Origin of the sequence: Streptomyces sp. NPDC006743 (assembly GCF_040703815.1) — a bacterium.
Classification (GTDB): Bacteria; Actinomycetota; Actinomycetes; order Streptomycetales; family Streptomycetaceae; genus Streptomyces.
Genome location: NZ_JBEYJA010000017.1, coordinates 71,851 through 91,016 on the forward strand (window position 1 = coordinate 71,851; position 19,166 = coordinate 91,016).

Sequence of the window (19,166 nt, forward strand, 5' to 3'; positions counted from 1 at the left end):
GGGCGGCCCAGCGTTCGGCGTCCCAGTCGCCGAGGCGTGCGTCGTACCGGGGGCGTGCGACCTTGAGGTGGACGTGCGCGTGCGAGGTCGCGCCCTCGCTGACGTGGGTGTGGATCGTGTAGGGCCGGCTGAGGAGGGGGGCGAGCACGTCCCGGTCGAAGCCGGCCGTGTGCAGGTGGGTGTGCCGGCCGATGAGGTCGGCGTAGTCGGCGGCGGTGGCGTCCACCGGCCAGGCGGAGGGCTGGGGTGCCTGGAGGAGGAGCATGCCCGCGCCGTCCTGCGGGTGGCTCGTGTCGGTGAGGTGGAGCGTGAGGTGCGGGCGCTCGTCCAAGGTGACCTGGCGCAGCGCGACGTAGCGCTGGTCAGGGCGGTGGTTGAAGCGCCGCGCGACACCCGCGCGGGCCTGGTCCAGTACCGCGGCGGCGTGGGTGTGGGCCGCGTCGCCGGTGAACGCGACGCGGATCTCCAGCTCGGTCCGTTCGTGCCCGGTCTCGGTGTGGACGCGGCGCGCGTCGAAGAGGGGGCCGGGGGTGAGCGGTCCGCGGCGTACCGGCGGCGGCGCGTAGGACCGGGCGGGACGGGAGGGTACGGGAGTCGGCGGAGCCGTCCGGTGCTCCGTGTCCTGGGTGTCGGCGGGGCGCGGCAGCTGCTCCTGGAGCTGGACGCCTTCCTGTTCGTCCTCCGGTCCGCGGACGGTGCTGCCGTCGGCCGGCACCGCGCCGGCGGTGTCCCGTTCCGGCGCGGGCGCGGGCGCGGGCGCGGAGGTCGGGGAGGGCGAGGGAGCGGCGGCCGGCGTCGGGTCGGTGACGTGGTCCTCGGCGGGGCCCGTGTCCGACGTGGTGCCCGGGCCCACGTGCCCCGGCGATTCGGTGACCAGGCCGTCGACGGGCCGGGGGACGGGCTGCCCGGCCGGCTGGGGGCCGGGGGCCCCGTCGTCGGGGGCGGGGTGTGCCGAGGGGGCCGGGGCGGCGGACCTCGCGGCGGTGTCGGCGGCCTCCAGGGCGGTGACGGTGGTGGTGAAGGTGTCTTCGTTGGCCTTGTCGTGGGTGAGCCAGGCGGCGATGTCGTGTTCGACCTGGGCCCAGATGGTGTCGTAGGCGGTGAGGGTCTTCTCGCGGAAGTCGTCGGCGAGCCGTTCCCGGGTGGCGTCGTCGAGGGTGCGGCCGGGGTCGTCACGGTGGTGGCCGGACAGCAGGGCGTGGAAGTCGCGGGCGGCGCCGGCGGCGGCTTCCGTCAGCTCGTGCTCGTGCTGGATCCGGGAGAGCAGCGTGGCGTCGAGATAGGCGGCCGACTCGTGCCAGGGGCGGTTCTCGGGGGCGCGCTGCGGGCGGGCGCCCCCGGACGCCGGGGCGTCGGCCAGGTGCAGGGCGGCGGCGCGGAAGTCACGGTGGCCCAGGTGCCCGAACCAGTGGTCGGCGACGGCCTGGTCCACCGCTCGCTCCCACTGGGAACGCAGCCGCCGCTCCATCTCGTCGCTCAGGGCCGGGCCACTGCGCAGACCGTCGAAGTGCTCGGCGAGCGCTTCGGTCAGGACGGCGTTCTGCTCGTCCAGGCGGGCCTGGCGGAAGGCGGTGTAGTCCAGGCGCGCGCGCAGCTCCTCGGAGCTGGTGTAGGACGTCGTGAGCCGGGCGAACCGGTCGCTCACACCGGCCGGGGACGCCGAAGGTCCCTCGCCGTCCCGTTCGAAGACGGTGTGCAGGTCCCGGTCGAGTTCGTCGCGCAGCAGGCGCCGTGTGTGCTCCGGCAGCTCCTGCGCACCGGACAGGGCGGGGCCGTCCAGGGCGCGTTCGAAGGCCTCCAGGCCCTGACGCGCCCACCGGGTACGTACGTTCAGCCGGGAGACGGCGGGCCGGACGTCGGCGAGCAGCCGGTGGTAGGTGTTCTCCAGGACGTGCCAGTCCGGCTCGGCGCGTTCGCCGCCGCGGCCGGTGTCGTTGACGTGCAGACCGTCCGTCGCGTCCGGGTCCCAGCCGGCGGCCTTGTCCACCGCGCGGTCGGTGATCGCGTCCAGTTCCCTGCCGAAGTGCTCCTGGAGAGCGCGGACGTGGCGCAGCATCATGCGGTCGCGCAGCTCGGTCATCGTCCGCGGGACCGTGTGCGGTTCGCCTTCGCCGAGTGCTTCCCAGAACCGTTGCGAGCCCACGAACAGGCGGCCCTCGTCCGGGTCGGCGCCGTCGTGCGGGGTGCCCGCCCCGTCCCGGCCCGCCTGGGCGCCGGCGTCGGCCACGGCCTGGCGGAAGTCCGCGTGGAAGGCGTCGGCCCAGCGTACGGTCTCGGCGAGCTGGACCGCGTGCCAGCCCAGGTGCGTGCGCAGCTCCTCGGTGACCGCCCGCCACTCCGGCTCGGTCACCACCACCTCGCGCGGGTCGGTGCCCAGCCGCTGGGCCAGCCGGACCCGCAGCCGGGCGTGGGCGTCGGCCAGCTGCCGGCGGAACGACTCCTCCACCCGCGCGGCCGCCACCTCGTGCGCGGCCTCCTGCGCACGGCTGTCCTCCCGCTGCTCGCCCAGCAGCGTCCGGGCGCCGAGGAACTCCTCGAACCGGGTCCCGCGCAGGGAGTCCACCGCCCCGCGGGTGTGCTCACGCAGCGCGTCCCCGTCGAAGATCTCCGCCTCGTCGAACAGGTCGTCCCGGGCCAGCTGCTCGTGCAGATCGGCGTCCCGCGCGGTACGGAACTCCTGCCACAGCCCATCGAGCCGTTCGCGCTCCGCCCGGCGGGCCCCGCGCAGCAGCTCGCCGCCCGCGTCCACCACGTCGGCGGGGCGCTCGTGCAGGTCTCCGCCGGGAGCGGCCCGCCGGGCCAGGTCCGCCAGCCCGGCCGTCACCTGCCGCCGCACGCCGTCGGCCTCGCCCCCGGCCCGGTCGGCGATCGTGCCCGCCCGTACGTCCGCCCGCCGGGCCGCCACCTCGTCGCCGCCGGCGGGAGCCTGGGAGTCGAACACCTTCGCGCCGAAGGCGGCCGAGTCGCCCGCGGCCCAATCCAGGCCACGAGGCAGCCCGCTCTCCGCCGCCGGGTCCACCAGCGTCTCCTGGGAGGCCATCGCCTCCGGGGCGGGGGGAGCCGGCGCGTCCCCGTCCACCAGCGTCTCCTGGGACGGGGACGCGTCGGGGAGCGGCCCGGTCGTGGGGTCCTCGGAGGCGGTCGGGAACAGGGCGGGGCCGGACGCGCTCCCGGCCGGCTGGTGCCGGACGCCGTCGGACGGGCCGGTGGACGTGTCGTCGGTGCGGACGGAGTCGGTCTCGTCTCCCGCCGGAACGGCTCCCCCTTCGGGACCCGCCGCGCTCCCCGGTTCCGGCGCCACGGTCTCCGTCTCCGCCGGACGGACGGTGCCACCGCTGAGGACGGTGGCCGTGGTGTCCGTGACGGAGGACGTCGTGACGGAAGACATGGTGGCGGAGGACGTCGTGTCCGGCGTGGTGCCGTGCTCGGCCTCGGAGGGAGCGCCGGGGGCGGTCGGCACGTGTTCCTGGCCGCCCTGGCTGTGGGTGCGTATGGGGTGGCCGGGTGCGGCCGTGGTGTGTGTGCCGGTGGCGGGCTCCTGGGCGGGTGTGCCGGATGCGGGTGTGTGGGGGACGGCCGGGCCGGTGTCGAGGGTGGTCCGTATGTGGTCGCGGAAGGCGGTGAGACCGGCGGCTGCCTGCGGCCAGTCGCGGCGGGCCACCGCTCTGTCGGCGCCGGCGAGCAGGCGGCGCTGTTCAGCCGGTGTGATGCCCGCTTCGGCGGCGAGCTGCCGCAGGTGCTGCATCGCCTGGAAGGCGGCCGCGGGACGCTCCAGGACGAGGCGCGCCCGGTCGGCGTCGTCGGTGTCGTGACGGGTCAGTTCCTCGGGCGCCTGCCAGCGGTGCAGCGACTCTTCCAGCCGGGCCCGCTGACCGGCCCCGAGCGGAGGGCGGGCGGCGCCGGACTCGGTGGCCAGGCGCGGGGTGGGGGAGAGGGACGACGGCCGGTCGCCGCCGGTCCGGACGGGGTCGGGCGTGGTGTGCCCGACGGTGAGCCGCTCGGGGATGTCGAGGCGGACGTGACCCGACCGGGGGAACTGGCCGGCCGGGGCCGGGGACAGGGGCGACCCGGTGTTTCCGCCGGTGGTGGGCAGCACGTTTCCCGGCGGCAGGGTGGTTTCGCCGGGGCGGGGGGCGGCCCGGTAGGACGGGGCCGGGGTGGAGCCGCCCTGCCTGGAGCCGCCGTCACCGGGCAGAGCGCCGCCGCCCCCGGCGGGCCCGTGCACGGGTGCCCTGTTGATCTGCGTGAGGTCGAGGTCCCCGAGGGAGGGTTTGTGCTGGGGGAGGTCGAAGCCGAGGCGGCCTTTGATCCAGTGGCCGAGCTTGACCGCCCCGATGTGGCCGACCGCGCTGCCGAACGCGGCGCCCGCACCGCCGGCGGTGGTCATCCAGGAGGTGGTGAACTTGCCCTGCTCGTCGAGGTTGAAGAAGCCTTCGGCGAGGTTCATCGCGCCGGCCTGCAGCCCGGCCTCCGGGAAGGCCCGTACGAACTTCATCCACGACGGCGACGGCAGCGCCCGGGCCAGTTCGTGGGAGAGCGCGTCCCGCACACCGCCCATGCCGGACGGCATCCAGTGCAGCGCGCCCTCCAGCTCCCGGCCCAGCGCCTTGGGACCGCGTCCCGCGTGCGCCATGAAGGTGTCCGCCCACAGCCGGCCCGCCTCCCGCGCCTGGCGCCAGCCCAGCCGCTCGCCGAAGGCCCGCGCGAACTGGTCGCCCACCGCGTTGCGGAACGTCTGCCGCCCCGAGCGCCCCACCACCTCGTTCTGCAGGCGGACGGCCATCGGGACCGTCAGACGCCCGATCTCGCGCCCGAACCAGTTGCCGCTGACCAGCTCGCGGTTGAGCGGATCGTTCCACAGGTCGCGCAGCGCCTTCTCGTCGAAGGACTTCGTGGCGCCGAGGAGGGCCTGCTTCCCGCCCAGGGCCGCCTTCTCCCCGCCGACGGCCGCCTTCTCCCCGCCGACGGCCGCCTTTCCGCCGCCCAGAAGGGCGCTCCCGCCGCCCGCGGCGGCCGTCTTGCCGCCACTGCGCGCCGGGGTCGCGGCGGGACCGTGCAGGCTCTCCCCGATGATCTGCTGGATGTTCCTGATCGACTTCGGCCCGAAGAAGGGCAGCTTGCCGATGCCCTTGCCGATCGGTCCCATCGCGAACGGCACCAGGGAGGACACCGCGCCCTGGATGGCGCCGAACTTCAGCGACTGGTTGCGGTACTCGTCGCCGTGGGCCGTGTGCTTGCCCTGCGCCGCCAGGACCCACCGGGTCAGACCGTCCAGGGCCGCGGCGAGCACGACGTTCATCGTCATGATCGACGCGGTCTGCGCCGCGATGCGGGCTATGAACTGCGTCAGCTCCGTCGTGAACAGCTCCCGGAAGAACGTGTCCAGAGCCAGTTTCTCGAACGCCGCCTGGATGGGGTTGAAGACCTCCAGGAGGGCGATGAGGGCCAGCTCCGCGAAGAACAGGACCACCTGCTCCACGATCATCATGTTCGTGTAGTCGAGCTGGTAGGCGAACTCGTTGCCGGCGTCCGCCAGCTGCAGCGCGGTGTCCTTCAGACCCTTCACATAGTCGGCGCCGTCCCCGGAGGTGAGCTGCGAGACCGCCTGCGCGTACGCCTGCATCGCCTCACCCTGCGCCCCCTTGACGGTGGCACCGGTGATGTCCCCGAGGGCGCCCTCCAGACCGGTCAGGAAGCGTGCGAGTTCCAGGTGCGGGACCACGATCTCCGCCCGCACCCGCTCCGCGGAGCCCTCGGGGATCGACATCCCCGACAGTGCGATCACCAGACCATTGACCACCGGGTCCACAGCCACCGAAAACCACCCGCAAGCACACATCAGCCGACGGAACAGGCCGTCGCGTGATCGCGTCCACAGCGCCTGTGCCGTGGAGGGTAGGCACCCTCTTCACCTCACACGATTCTCGCGGCGGAAAAGTTCACGGCGGGGACGCGCATGGATCGAGCCACACCGGGAGCGGCGGTTTCACGGGGCGGCGGACATGTGTCCGGGGGAACGGCGAAGGGCATGTCCTGGCGCCGGGGAACGGCAAAGGGCGTGTCCTGGCGCGGGAGGACCGGGCGCCGGGACACGCCCGAACGAGCGCGGGCAGGGGGTCAGCCGCGGGAGGCGCCGGCGCCGTCCTCGGCCGCGTCCTGCCGCCCCACCGGTTCGACCAGGGAGTACATCACCGACCGCTGCTGCTTGTGCCGCCGGATGCGGCCCTTGGCGACCAGGGCTTCCAGGGTGTTGCGCACCACCTGCGGCGTCGGGTTGCGGTCCGGGTGCTTCTCCAGGAGTTCGTCGCGCAGTTCCTTGGCCAGGCGCGGCTCCTCGTACTGGCCGAGCAGGTCCCGCAGCAGGTCCCCGAGCAGAGGCTGACGCGACTTCCCCTTCGCGGCAGTCCTCGGGGCGGTGCGGCCGGCGCGTGCGGCGGGGGTGCCGCGGGATGCCGTACGGCGAGCGGGCGCGCCCGTCCCGGCGGGAACGGTACCGCTGCCGGACTCCTCGGGTGTGAGAGCAGGCTCCCCCTGGGCCTGCTCGGGCAGGCGGGACGGGTCCGACGACGCCTCATACCGCTCCGCGAGGGTCAGGATGTCGACCAGGAGACCTTCCTCCTGCTTCAACATCTTGATCTTCTCGGCCAGTTCCTGCTGCCGACGGCGATTCTCCTCAAGGTCCGACGCGGCCTGCTCGACATACCGCGATCGGAGGGTGGCGGCTGATTGGCTGGTCACAACCGTTCACTCCTTTGTATTTGGATGACGTTGCGCATGGTACCCACGCCGGGGGACCTGTGCTCAGGAGTGCGCTTCACGGAGACCGGGCGGACGACGTGTCGACGGTGTGAACCGGTGTGCCGTCCCGGCGGGACAGCCCCTGTTCCGTTGCCGCTCCGGTGTACTCGCCTGCGATTCGGAAAACCTCCTCCGGGAGAAACTTTCCCCCGAACGATGTCCCGGAACCGGCCCGCTCCGCATCGCGCCGCTGGGTACCCCGTGCCGGGCACCACCGTTCAGCGCCGCGCGCGCTCGTACGCCCGACCTGCGGCTTCCTTGGCGGATCCGCGGTGCACCGGGCCGTGACCGGGCACGACGACATCCGCCGCCACCCCTTCGAGTGTGGTCAGGGCACCCAGGGCGGTGGCACGGTCGGTGTGGAACATGTCGGGCAGCAGCTGGGGGCCGGCGGTCCTCGACGTCGGGTGCGCGGTGACCAGTGCGTCGCCGCTGATCAGGATGCCGCTGCGGGGCAGGTGGTAGGCGCAGTGGCCCTTGGTGTGCCCCGGGGTGTGCACGGGGACCGGGGAGCCGGGCAGGTCCAGCGGCCCGGGCCACGCCTGGGGACCGGCCACCGGGACGTGCTCCGTTCCGCCGGCCCGCAGCGCGTGCAGGGCCCACGGCAGCACGCCCGGGCGCCACACCCGGGCGAGCACCTGGCCGACGGACACCTGGTCCAGGAAGTCGCGGCGCGCGTGCGGCACCTCTTCCTCGTGCATCAGGACGGGCACGCCATGGGCTGCCCGGAGCCGCTCGGCCGCTCCGATGTGGTCGTTGTGCGCGTGCGTCACCAGGACGGCGGCCACGGACTCCGGACGCAGTCCGAGCATGTCCAGCGACGCCAGCACGGCGTCGTGGTCGCCGGGATAACCGGAGTCGACCAGGACGCAGCTGTCCCCCTCCTTGACGATCACCCAGTTGGTGTTGCTCCCGGTGACCGCGTAGACCTCGTCACCGACGTGCACGACGTCCTCGTCGCGCAGGTCCTTCGGCATGTCTTCCCTCCCTCGGTGGGGCCGGCGGATCCGCGCGCGGTCCTTCGGCCCTCCCCCGAGAAACCGGCAGGTGGACAGGGCCCGTCGTGCGGCCCGGCGGCCCAGGCGTGTGCCCGCCGCGGTCCTCGCGGCGGGCACGGGCCGTGCCGCATGCGTGCTCAGCGCGCGCGAGCACCGCATGCGGAGTGTGTCACGCGCGGTGTGTCACGCGCGGTCAGGTCCAAAGGGGCCGGCCGGGCTCTTCTCCAGGTCCGCGGGGACGGCCCCGGGCGGGCCGAGGATGATGTCGCCGAGTTCCTCGGTGACCGCCTGGAACAGGCCCATGTCCCATTCGGTCTCGGCGGTCGCCAGGTGCGCCGGGGTCCCGCTGCGCCGGATGAGTTCCGCGAACGCGGCCGGGGAGGTGATGTTGAGGGACCGTGCGCCCTCCGGGCCCGCCTTGATCGTGTGCGGCGTGTTCATCGGGATGGCGTAGAAGTCGCCGGACCGCAGCGTGAACGTGTCGGGGCCGGCCCACACCGTCAGACTGCCCTCGACGACCCAGATCCGCTCCTCGTAGCCCGTGTGCAGGTGCAGCGGCGTGCCCGCGTCGGCGGGCAGGACGATGTCCGAGAGGTCGTGCCGCCCGTCCGTCTCCTCCGCGGACGTGAGGATGGACATGCGCAGGTGCTGCCCGAGGACGAACCGGCGGTCCTGCGGTACCGGCGGCGGCGAGGGGAAGTTGCTCACGAGGACGGGATCCTGACTGGGGGTGAGGATGACTCCAAGTCCGTACGGCGCGCAGGAGGTGTGCGCGGACGAGCGCCCGGACCGAGTCGCTGATGACACAGGGACCCTATACCCCGGACACACTTCGCAGGAGCCGATCAGCGATGGCAACACATATTTTCGTCTCCGGAGAAACCTGACAGGGTGCCTCCTGGACAGGGTGCCTCCTGGGCCGGGCGCTTCCTGGGCCGGGCGCCTCCTGGAGAGGGCGCCTCCTGGACAGGGCGGAGGTTGCCCGGCCGGGTCGGTGGCCCCGGCGGTGGCCACACGCATCCCCCCCCCGGCCGCGGCCCGCGGCGCTCCCAGTGGGAACCTTCGTTTCCCTCGTTTCCCTCGGTTCCCTCCGGTCCCGGCTCCCTGCTTTCGTTCGGCTCCCTGCTTTCGTTCGGGTCCCGCGCCCTTGCGGTCTTTCGGGTCCCGGGTCCCTGCGGTCCCTGGGGCGGCTGCGGTCCCTGCGGTCCCCGCCCCGCCCAGCGGCCCAGCGGTCTCTCGCGGTCCCCCAGTACGCCCGACGGTCCGGTCCCGTCATCCGACGGGGATCCGGGCCCAGGCCCCCCGGCCGTCGAAGCTGCCGCTCCCGGCCTGTGGCGCGCCGGGCGGCGGCCCTCGTCCGGCACATGTCGTCGCGCTCGTGAAGCCGGCGGACCGCAGGCCGACGGTGCACACGGGTCCGCCAGCTCCGGAACCGCCGCACGGCCCGCCCGCACCCGTACGCTCCGGCAACGAGCCCGCCGGGTCCGACCGGCGGTGAACCGGCCGTGCCGTCCCGGCTCTTGACAGACGCCCCGCCTCGCCACAGCCTATGGCCACACCTATGGCAACGTTGTCAGACCCGGCGGGGCAGCCCCGCGCCAGGCCGCTCGTGCCACCCGCCCACCCTGTGATTGGACGACTCACATGGCCGACCAGGCGAGTCCATCGCACCGCCCCTCCCGGCGCACCGTCGTGGCCACCGGCTCGACACTGCTCGCCGGGTTCAGCCTCGGCACGGTGTTCCCGGCCGCCGCGAACGGCGCCGAGCGCGCCGGGCAGCCGACCGCCGTCTCCTCCACCCCCGCCACCGGTGAACTCGCCGCGTACCGCCCGGTCGAGGTCTCCTCGCAGGCGTACGCACCCACCCCGGCCGAGTTCGCGGTGGACGGCATCGGCGCCCAGGGAGTGCGCGGCACCGGCTGGCGCGCGCAGGCGGGCGACCCGCAATGGATCTCGGTCGACCTCCAGGCGGAGTGCCGGGTCGACTGGATCCGGCTCACCTTCGAGGCCGACGCGAGCGACCCGGTGTTCACCCCGCCGAGCGACGGCAACCCGCACCAGGGCACCACCGGCAAGGAGATCCAGTCGAGCTACGCGACGGAGTTCGTCGTGGAGACCTCCCGGGACCGCGCGTCCTGGACGAGCGTGTACCGGACCACCGCGGGCACCGGCGGCCGGGTCGACATCCAGTTGCCGAGCCCCGTCACCGCCCGCTGGGTGCGCATGACGGCCCGCAGACGCTCCAGCCCCAACCCGCTGGGCGTCAACGGCTTCGAGGTGTACGGCGCCGTCCACGGCAGGCGCCCCGCCGCCACCGGCTGGACCGACTGGGGCACCCACCACACCCCCGCCCCGCCGCTCGCCGTCGCCGCCGACGGCACCGTGCCCCTGGAATCCGGCTGGACCCTCACCCTGGACGACCGGGCCGGCGGCGACGGCGCCCACCTGTCCACGCCCGGCGTCGACACCAGCCGCTGGCTGCCCGCCACCGTGCCCGGCACCGTCCTGGGCTCCCTCGTCGACCAGGGCAAGCTGCCCGACCCCGTCGCCGGACTGAACAACCTGCACGTCCCCGAGGCACTGTCGCGCCACTCCTGGTGGTACCGCCGCGACTTCGACCTGCCCAAGGGCCTGCGCACCGGCGCCGGACGGCACGTCTGGCTGGAGTTCGACGGCGTCAACCACCAGGCGGAGATGTGGCTCAACGGCCGGCAGGCCGGCACCCTCACCTTCCCCTTCGCCCGCAGTGCCCACGACGTCACCGGGCTCCTCACCGCCGAGGGCCGCAACGCGCTCGCGGTGAAGATCACCCCCATGCCGGTGCCCGGCAGCCCCGGTGACAAGGGCCCCGACGGCTCGGCCTGGGTGGACGCCGGCGCCGACCAGATGAACCGCAACTCGCCGACGTACCTGGCCTCCTCGGGCTGGGACTGGATGCCCGCGGTCCGGGACCGCGGCGCCGGCATCTGGAACCACGTGCGGCTCAGATCCACCGGGCACCTCGTCATCGGCGACCCGCGCGTGGACACCGTGCTGCCGGACCTGCCCGGCCTGTCGGTCGCCGAGGTGACCGTCACCGTCCCGGTCCGCAACGCCGACACCACCGACCACAACACCACCGTCACCGCCGCCTTCGACGGCATACGTGTCTCGCGTACGGTCACCGTCCCCGCGGGCAGGAGCGTCGACGTCACCTTCGCCCCGGACGCCTACTCCCGCCTGCGGATCAGGAACCCCCGCCTGTGGTGGCCCAACGGCCTGGGCGAACCCGTCCTGCACGACCTCACCCTCACCGCCGAGGCCGGCGGGACCGTCAGCGACCGGCGCACCACCCGCTTCGGCATCCGCCAGTTCGGCTACGAGCACCACACCCCGCTGCCCTTCACCCCCTCCACCGACGCCTGCACGCAGTCCGTCGACCTCGGCGCACAGCACGCCCGGTACGTACGGATCCGCTGTCTGACCCGGGCGACCGACTGGGGCAGCTCGCTGTGGGCGCTGTCGGTGTACGACAGCGCCCGGCCGGGCACCGACCTCGCCCTGCACGCGCCCGCCGACGCCTCCAGCCAGGACCAGGACGACCACGGCGCGGGCAACGCCACCGACGGCGACGCGGGCACCCGCTGGGCCTCCGCCTGGCGGGACGACCAGTGGATCCGCGTCGACCTCGGCTCGTCCCAGGGCTTCGACCGTCTCGACCTGGTGTGGGAGCAGGCGTACGCGCGGACGTTCGTCGTGCAGGTCTCCGACGACGGCACCGACTGGACGGACGCCAAGTCCGTGGACAACACGGCGGTGCCGCTGCCCTTCAACAGCGGCGACGCCAGCCTCCGGGTCACCGACTTCGCCCCGCGCACCGCCCGCTACCTGCGCCTGGAGTGCGGACTGCGCAACACCAGCTGGGGCAACTCCCTGTGGTCGCTCGCCGTCGTCGACAGCGCCGCGCCCGGCACCGACCTCGCCCTGCACCGCACGGTGAGCGCCTCCAGCGAGGAGGACGGCCACCCGGCCGCGCACGCCACCGACGGCAACCCCGGCACCCGCTGGTCCTCCGCCTACGAGGACCACCAGTGGATCCAGGTCGACCTCGGCTCGGCCCGCCGCTTCGACCGGGTCGCGGTCCTGTGGGAGCAGGCGTACCCGAAGACGTACACCATCAAGGTGTCCGACGACGGGAACACCTGGAGCGACGTCACCACCGTCTCCAACACACCCGAACCGCTGAAGATCAGCGTCAACGGCGTGCGGGTGCTGGTGCGCGGCGGCAACTGGGGGTGGGACGAACTGCTGCGCCGCATGCCCGCCGACCGGATGGACACGGCGGTGCGCATGCACCGCGACATGAACTTCACGATGATCCGCAACTGGGTCGGCAGCAGCAACCGCGAGGAGTTCTACGCGGCCTGTGACGCGCACGGCATCCTGGTGTGGAACGACTTCCCCAACGCCTGGGGCATGGACCCGCCGGACCACGACGCCTACAACGCGATCGCCCGCGACACCGTCCTGCGCCACCGCATCCACCCGAGCGTCGCCGTCTGGTGCGGCGCCAACGAGGGCAACCCGCCCGCCGCGATCGACCAGGGCATGCGCGAGGCCGTCGAGCAGGGGGCGCCCGGCATCCTGTACCAGAACAACTCCGCCGGCGGCATCGCCACCGGCGGCGGCCCCTACGGCTGGGTCGAGCCCGCCCGTTACTTCGACCCGGCCACCTACGGCAGCAAGAACTTCGGCTTCCACACCGAGATCGGCATGCCCGTCGTCTCCACCGCCGCCAGCACCCGCCGCATGACCGGCGGCGAACCGGAGTGGCCCATCAGCGGCGCCTGGTACTACCACGACTGGAGCGAGCACGGGAACCAGGCACCGCAGAACTACAAGGCGGCCATCGAGACCCGCCTGGGCACCGCCCGCGACCTGGACGACTTCACGGCCAAGGCGCAGTTCGTCAACTACGAGAACTTCCGCGCCATGTTCGAGGCCTGGAACGCCCACCTGTGGGACGACGCCAGCGGCCTGATGCTGTGGATGTCCCACCCGGCCTGGCACAGCACCGTCTGGCAGACCTACGACTACGACTTCGACGTCAACGGCGCCTACTACGGGGCCCGCACGGCCTGCGAGCCGCTGCACGTCCAGGCGGACCCGGTCGAGGGCCAGGTCATCGCGGTCAACCACACACGTGAGGCGCTGCGCGGGGCCACGGTCACGGCCGAGACGTACGGCCTCGACGGACGCCGGACCGGCCCCGCCCGCAGCACACGTGTCGACGTCCGGGCCGCCGCCACCGCGCAGGCGTTCACCGCCGCCTTCACCGACGACCTGCCCGACCTGCACCTGCTGCGCCTCACGCTGCGCAGCGCCGGGGGAGAGACGCTGTCGCGCAACACCTACTGGCGTTACCGCACACCGGAGGCGATGCGCGCGCTCAACCGGCTCAAGCAGGTCGGGCTCGCGGTGTCCGCCGGCCACGTCGTCCGCCACGGCGACCGCCGCGAGGCGAGTGTCACCGTCCGCAACCAGGGGACCGCCGTCGCCGCGATGGTCCGGCTGTCCCTGCTGGACGCCCACGGCGGCGACCGGGTGCTGCCCACGCTCTACGGCGACAACTACCTGTGGCTGCTGCCCGGGGAGGCACGGACGGTCACCGTGTCCTGGACCGCCCGGGGCCGGTCGACCGGGTGGGAGCTGCGGGCGGAGGGGTACAACACGAGGCCGGTGAGCGTACGGCTGTGACGTCCGGGGACTTCGCAGCCCGGGCGGCGGCCGGCGCGTCCATCGGCGCCGGCCGCGTCCACCTCCGCGCGCCCGCCACTGCCGTGAATCCCGCGGCCGGCGGCTGGAAGCTCTTCGCCCGCGGCACCACGGGCAACGCCGGGGCCGACGCGTACCTCGTCGTCGAGGCGAGCGAGCGCGGCTGAGCCGGAAACCCACGGATCCCCTCCGGACCCCTGCGGTCCGGACGGGATTCCTCGTTCCCGGCCGCCGCCCCGGCCGGGCTTCGCGACGGGCGGCCACGGCCGGGGCCGGCCGGTCGCCTCCGGTCACGGAGCGGGTGTGCGTGCCCCGGCGGCGAGCGCACCCTCGGGAAGGTCCTCGGGCAGCAGCGTGGTCAGTGCTTCCAGGTCCGGCGCGGACAGGGAGGCCAGACGGCCCGCCTGACGGGTCATCATCGTCTCCATCAGCTGCCGGGCCAGGCGGGCGTTGCCGAAGGACCGGGTGCGCGGCAGGGCGTCCAGGTGGGCGCGCAGCGCCTCGCGGGTCGCGGGCGCGCAGACGTACCCCGCCGTGGCGGCTTGCTCGTCGATGATGGACAGCAGTTCGTCGGTGGAGTAGTCCTCGAAGGAGACGTGCCGGGAGAAGCGTGAGGCCAGACCGGGGTTGGAGGCGAGGAAGCCCTCCATCTCCGCCGGGTAGCCCGCGACGATCACCACGACCTCGTCCCGGCGGTCCTCCATCAGCTTCAGCAGGGTGTCGACGGCCTCCCGGCCGAAGTCCTGCGGGGAGTTGGCGGGGGTCAGCGTGTACGCCTCGTCGATGAACAGCACACCGCCGACGGCCTCCTCGAACTTCTCCGTGGTGAGCTGCGCGGTGTGTCCGATGTAGCGTCCCACCAGGTCGGCGCGGCTCACCTCGACGAGCCGGCCGCTGGAGAGCACGCCGAAGGAGCGCAGCAGCTCGGCGTAGAGCCGGGCCACCGTGGTCTTGCCCGTGCCGGGCGGGCCGGAGAACACCAGGTGGTGGCTGATCGAGGGCGTGGGCAGGCCCACCGCCGCGCGCTGCCGGTAGGCGGTGAGCAGGTCGACGATGCCGCCGACCTCCCGCTTGACCGCCGCCAGACCGGTCATGGCGCGCAGCCTGGCCAGCGCGTCCGACTCGCCGGGTTCCTTCCTGACCTCCGCGCGCACCTCCTCGGCCTCGTCGGCGCCCACGTCCTCGGGGACCATGAGCATCAGGTCGGCCTCGCTCGCCTCCTGCTGGGTCGCCAGCCGCAGCGACTGCCGGTCGATCATCTCCTCGAAGACCTGGCGGGCGGCCCGGCCGTTGCCGAAGGTCGCGTCCCGCCGCATCCGGGAGAAGCGGATGCCGAGCGCCTCCCGGGTCAGCGGGTCCAGGACGTACCGGTGGGTGGCGCACATGTTCTCGGTGATGGTGACCAGCTCGTCCACCGAGTAGTTCTCGAACTCGATGGTGCGGGTGAACCGCGAGGCCATGCCCGGGTTGGCGGCCAGGAAGTCCGTCATCTCCTTGGGGTAGCCCGCGACGATGACGACGGTGTCGTCGCGGTGGTCCTCGATGAGTTTGACGAGGGTGTCGATGGCCTCCTGCCCGAAGTCGACGGAGGAACCCTTGCTGTCGGACAGCAGGGTGTACGCCTCGTCGATGAAGAGCACACCGCCCAGGGCGCGTTCGAACACCTCCGTCGTCTTGATCGCCGTACCGCCGATCACCTGGGCGACCAGGTCGGCCCGGGACACCTCGACGATGTGGCCCGAGGACAGCATCCCGAGGCTCGCCAGGATTCCGCCGTACAGCCGGGCCACCGTCGTCTTGCCCGTGCCGGGCGGACCGGCGAAGACCAGGTGGCGGCTCATGGGCGGGGCCGGGATGCCGAGCCGGGCCCGCCGCTGGGCGAGCTTGCCCAGGCTGACGAGCATGTTGACCTGTTCCTTGACGTTGTCCAGGCCGATGAGCGCGTTCAACTCCGCGACCAGCGCGTTCTCCGGCTCCCGGTTCTCCTGCCCGCTGGTCGTGGCCGGCTCGCCGGCGGCGGGCGGGGCGTCCTCGGCGGGCGGTTCCGTGCCCACGTCGGGCGTCTTGTTGTCGAGGCTGGTCAGACCGGAGAGGGTGAACCGAGCACCCGGGCGGGCGTGCTTCAGGCCGGCACCCCTGTTGGACCGCACGGTGCAGTCGGTCACCTCCACCGGGCCGTCCGACTCGATCCGGACGCCGTCGCCGGTGTTCCCGCTGAACTCGCACGCCTTGAGCACCGCCCGGCCCTCCGCCGCGACCAGCGCACCGTGCCCGCCGGACCCCAGGACCCGGGTCCTGACCAGGGTCAGCTCACCCTTGCCCTCGACCGCGGCGCCCGACGCGGAGGAACCGGAGATCTCGCAGTCGCGCAGGGTGCCCTGCCCCTCCGCGCCCGCCGAGACACCCGAGCCGCCCGCGCCGCGCAGCGCCGAACTGCCCATGTGCGGGTTGCCGCCCCCCTCGATCCGCAGCGCGTGTCCCGCGCAGTCACCGACCTCGCAGTCCTCGAACCGGCCCCGGGCCTGCCCGGAGACCTGGATGCCCGCACCGCGCGCCTCGGTGACGCGGGCACGGCGCAGCAGCGGGTTGGCGCCCGAGGTCACCGACACCCCGGTGCCGCCCGCCCGCAACACGTCCAGCTGGTCGAACTCGGCGGCGGACTCCCCCTCCAGCAGCAGGCCGGTGCCCTTGCTGCCGGTGACCCGGGCGCCGGTGAAGGACGGGGTGCTGGAGTCCTCGACGTGCACGGCCGCCGCTTCGGCGCCGTCGAAGTGGCAGTTCACGAAGTAGCCGCGGGAACGCCCGGTGACGTACGCGCCGCTGCCCTGCGTCGCGGAGGTCTCGCAGTACGACAGCTGAGGGTCGGAGCGGTCGGCGACGACGAAACCGTGGCCGGCCGAACGGTGCACCGCCACGTGGGACAGCTCGGTGCGCACCGAACTCGACACGTGGACGCCGAGCGTGCAGTCCCGCAGCGTGGTCCGCACGACCCTCAGTGACGTGCCGCCCTCCAGCGCGACACCCGGCTTCTCGGTGGAGGTGATCTCGCAGTCCTCCACGACCCCGCGCGACTGGCCGTTGGCGAGCACGCCGTTGCCCCGGGCGTCGCGCATACGGCAGTTGCGCACGGTGACCCGGCCCTCCTCGCTGACCACGACCGCCGACGTGCCCAGGTTCTCGATGAGGCAGTCCTCGATGACACTGCCCGTCGAACCGGCCTCGACGACACCCGCGCCGGTCGGGTTGGTGATCCGGCACGACCGCATCGCCAGGGAGCCGCTGCCCCGGCTGAGCAGCGCCGTCCAGCCCGCGCCCAGGACCTCGCAGCCGTCCAGGGCGACCTGCCCGCGGACCGCGTCGATCACCGGCAGCTCGCCCTCGCCGGCCCGCAGCAGCAGGTCGGTGAGCATCACGGCGTCCGCCGCGAGGGTCACCGCCGCCCCCTTGGCGGGAGCGATCTCGACGCTGCCGCGCGGGCCGTCGGCGACGATCGTCACCCGGTTCTGCACGACCAGGGTCTCCTGGTAACTGCCCGGACGGACACTGATGATCGCTCCCGGACGGGCGTTGAGCAGAGCCGCGCCGATCGTCGTGTGGTCGCAGCCGCCCTCCCGGCCGACAGTGATCAGATGGCGGGCCACGACTGCTCCTTCCCGTCGGGTGCGGACGGCCGGGACGCCTGTTCCTGGGCGCCGGCGGGCGGCGCGGCGGGACCCGCGCCGCAGGCACGGCGGTGCGCGCTCTGCATGGTGATTACCTCTTCGGGGTGGGGTACCCGGCCGGGCTGGTCGGCCGGGCCGTGCTCAGTGCTGCGTCCCGGCGGCCCACAGAACGCGGCCGTCGGTGGCGAGGATCGTGACGTTGCCGTCGTTCTGGAGGACGAGCCGGGCCCCGTCGTGGCCGCCCGAGCCGGACGACCAGAGGGTCTGCTGCGCCGCCGTACGGACGACGAGGTCGCCGTCCGACTGGAGGACGGCGTAGTCGCCCCGGCCCGAGGTGTGCGAGGACCAGCGGACCGCGCCGTTCTCGTCCGTGATGACGAGGTTGCCGTCGGAACGCATCGTCAGGTGCGTCCGGTTCGAGGCGAGGCTCTGCCCGGGGCGCAGGACGTGGGTGCCGGTGAAGACCTCGGTGCCCCACCGGGGGGCGGGCTCGGGATCGGGGTGCGCGGCCGGCTTCGGGTCGGCGGCGGCGCCGTCGCCCTGCGCCGGGGTGGCGGTGCCGGTGCCGGAGTCGGGGGTGGTGGTGTGGTCGGGCGTGGTGGCGACCGGGCTGGAGCCGGTGGCGTGGTCGTGGGGTGCGTCGGGGGCGGTCGTGGTGGGTTCGAGCGGGGTGAGGGGAGTCTCCGCGGCGGGCGCGGACGTGGAGGCGGAGGCGGCGGCTCGCGCCTGGGGCGCGGCGGGCTCGGCCGCGGCCGCGGCCGCGGCCGTGGCACCGGCCGCGGTTCCGGTCGCGGCCACGCGCGCGCGGGCCGAGGCCGTCGCCGGTGCGGAGCCGGCCTTCGCCGGGGTGTCCGCCGCGGCCTTCGTCGTGTCGGTCGTCGGCTTCACGGCCGCGTTCTTCACGGCCGCGCTCTTCGTCGCCGCGGTCTTCGCGGCGTCGGTGGTGGTGCCGGCCGGCTTCTTGGCGGCAGCGGTGGCTGCGCCTGCGCCCGTGCCGGCACCGGTGGCCGCGGTCTTGGCGGTTGTGCCGTCCGGCAGGCCCGGGTGGGCCGCGGCCGGTACGGTCTGCCGGGCCGCTCCCTTCGCGGGGGCCCCGGCGGCCGTCGCGGTGTGCTGCGGTACGGCGGAACGGACTGGGGAGGAGACGTCCGCCGCCACGCCGGACGGGGTGTTCGAGGAGGCCGTTCCCGTTCCCGCCGGGGTGTTCTGGGCCCGGTCGGCGGTGTCCGCGGCGAGCGCCTGGGGCACCGCGGGGGAGTCCGCCGCCGTCTGTCCGCCCGACGCGGCGGCCGGAGCGTGCCACGCGCCCGCCCCCGGGTCCAGCAGACCACCGGCGGAACCGTCGCCGTCGGACTGCGCGATCGGCATCTGGCTGGGGTAGGCGTCGGGGTGCCGGTCCGGGGTGCCGCCCGGGAGCTTGGCGACCGGATCACCGGCGCCCATGCCCTCGTAGTTGCGCATGTGGTCCTTGCCGTGGTTGGCGACGAACGGCGTGGCGGCGATGACGGCGCCCGCGACGGCGGCGGCCACCAGGAAGGGCCGTTCGGTGACCCGGGCGGCGAAACCCGTGCCCGGTGTCCGGCGCGGCCCCGACGGCGGGGCGGACGCCGCGGCCTCGCCGGCCGCCTCGGCACCGGCCTGCCGGGCCTCCTCGCCCGTGCCGCCCGGCCGCCAGGCCTCCGGGTCCGCCTCGGGCGCCGGCTCCGGGCTGCGGGGCGCGGACAGGGCCGTGGCCAGCGCCCGCGCGGTCTTCTCGTCCTCGCCGGTGCCCAGCGGGTCGGCCGGGGCGAACGGGCTCATGCTCGCTCCGTCGGGCATCGGCAGTGCGGCGGCCCGCCGGATCCGCGGCGCGGCGGCGGAGGCCGTGTCGGCCAAAGCGGCCGGCGTGGCCGCGGTCCTCGGGGTTCTGGGAGACATGGGGCTCCTTGTACGGGACGGGCCGGTGCCGGAGCAC

General features: G+C 74.0%; 9 protein-coding genes (1 of these 9 running past the window's edge). 2 read left to right on the forward strand and 7 right to left on the reverse strand.

Annotated elements, in window-relative coordinates; all coding sequences use genetic code 11:
- The 4 genes from ABZ719_RS16790 to ABZ719_RS16805 form a co-directional block, all read right to left on the reverse strand.
- Positions 1-5,815 carry the 5' portion of a hypothetical protein gene (locus tag ABZ719_RS16790; protein ID WP_366725926.1) on the reverse strand. 25,856 nt of this gene lie to the left of the window's left edge, so only the first 5,815 of its 31,671 coding nucleotides appear in the window; the start codon lies at positions 5,813-5,815; the stop codon falls past the left edge of the window.
- Positions 5,816-6,117: 302 nt separating this feature from the next.
- Positions 6,118-6,738: a hypothetical protein gene (locus tag ABZ719_RS16795; protein ID WP_366725927.1), complete on the reverse strand. Its 621-nt coding sequence runs from the start codon at positions 6,736-6,738 to the stop codon at positions 6,118-6,120.
- Positions 6,739-7,016: 278 nt separating this feature from the next.
- The gene (locus tag ABZ719_RS16800) at positions 7,017-7,775 is read right to left on the reverse strand and encodes an MBL fold metallo-hydrolase (protein WP_366725928.1); all 759 of its coding nucleotides are present in this window, start codon (positions 7,773-7,775) and stop codon (positions 7,017-7,019) included.
- A 204-nt stretch (positions 7,776-7,979) separates the two neighbouring features.
- Complete coding sequence (locus tag ABZ719_RS16805) at positions 7,980-8,504, reverse strand: cupin domain-containing protein (RefSeq protein ID WP_366725929.1); 525 nt, start codon at positions 8,502-8,504, stop codon at positions 7,980-7,982.
- 936 nt (positions 8,505-9,440) lie between these two features.
- Here ABZ719_RS16805 and ABZ719_RS16810 point away from each other — a divergent pair.
- Together ABZ719_RS16810 and ABZ719_RS16815 are read left to right on the forward strand one after the other, a co-directional pair.
- Positions 9,441-13,532 (forward strand): discoidin domain-containing protein, encoded by a 4,092-nt coding sequence (locus ABZ719_RS16810; RefSeq protein WP_366725930.1) that lies wholly within the window; start codon positions 9,441-9,443, stop codon positions 13,530-13,532.
- The gene (locus ABZ719_RS16815) at positions 13,529-13,717 is read left to right on the forward strand and encodes a hypothetical protein (protein WP_366725931.1); all 189 of its coding nucleotides are present in this window, start codon (positions 13,529-13,531) and stop codon (positions 13,715-13,717) included. Before ABZ719_RS16810 ends, ABZ719_RS16815 begins: the two co-directional genes overlap by 4 nt.
- 123 nt (positions 13,718-13,840) lie before the next feature.
- Here ABZ719_RS16815 and ABZ719_RS16820 read toward each other — a convergent pair whose 3' ends face one another.
- From ABZ719_RS16820 to ABZ719_RS16830, 3 genes are read right to left on the reverse strand one after another with little or no spacing between them, the layout of a single operon-like run.
- Positions 13,841-17,191 carry a right-handed parallel beta-helix repeat-containing protein gene (locus ABZ719_RS16820; RefSeq protein ID WP_366725932.1) on the reverse strand — a complete coding sequence of 1,117 codons (3,351 nt, stop codon included), beginning with the start codon at positions 17,189-17,191 and terminating at the stop codon, positions 13,841-13,843.
- Entirely contained in the window at positions 17,176-17,298 is a 123-nt protein-coding gene (locus ABZ719_RS16825) for a hypothetical protein (RefSeq protein WP_366725933.1), read from the reverse strand. The genes ABZ719_RS16820 and ABZ719_RS16825 overlap by 16 nt, the downstream gene beginning before the upstream one ends.
- A 55-nt stretch (positions 17,299-17,353) precedes the next feature.
- Positions 17,354-19,129 carry a hypothetical protein gene (locus ABZ719_RS16830; RefSeq protein ID WP_366725934.1) on the reverse strand — a complete coding sequence of 592 codons (1,776 nt, stop codon included), beginning with the start codon at positions 19,127-19,129 and terminating at the stop codon, positions 17,354-17,356.
- Positions 19,130-19,166: the final 37 nt, after the last annotated feature.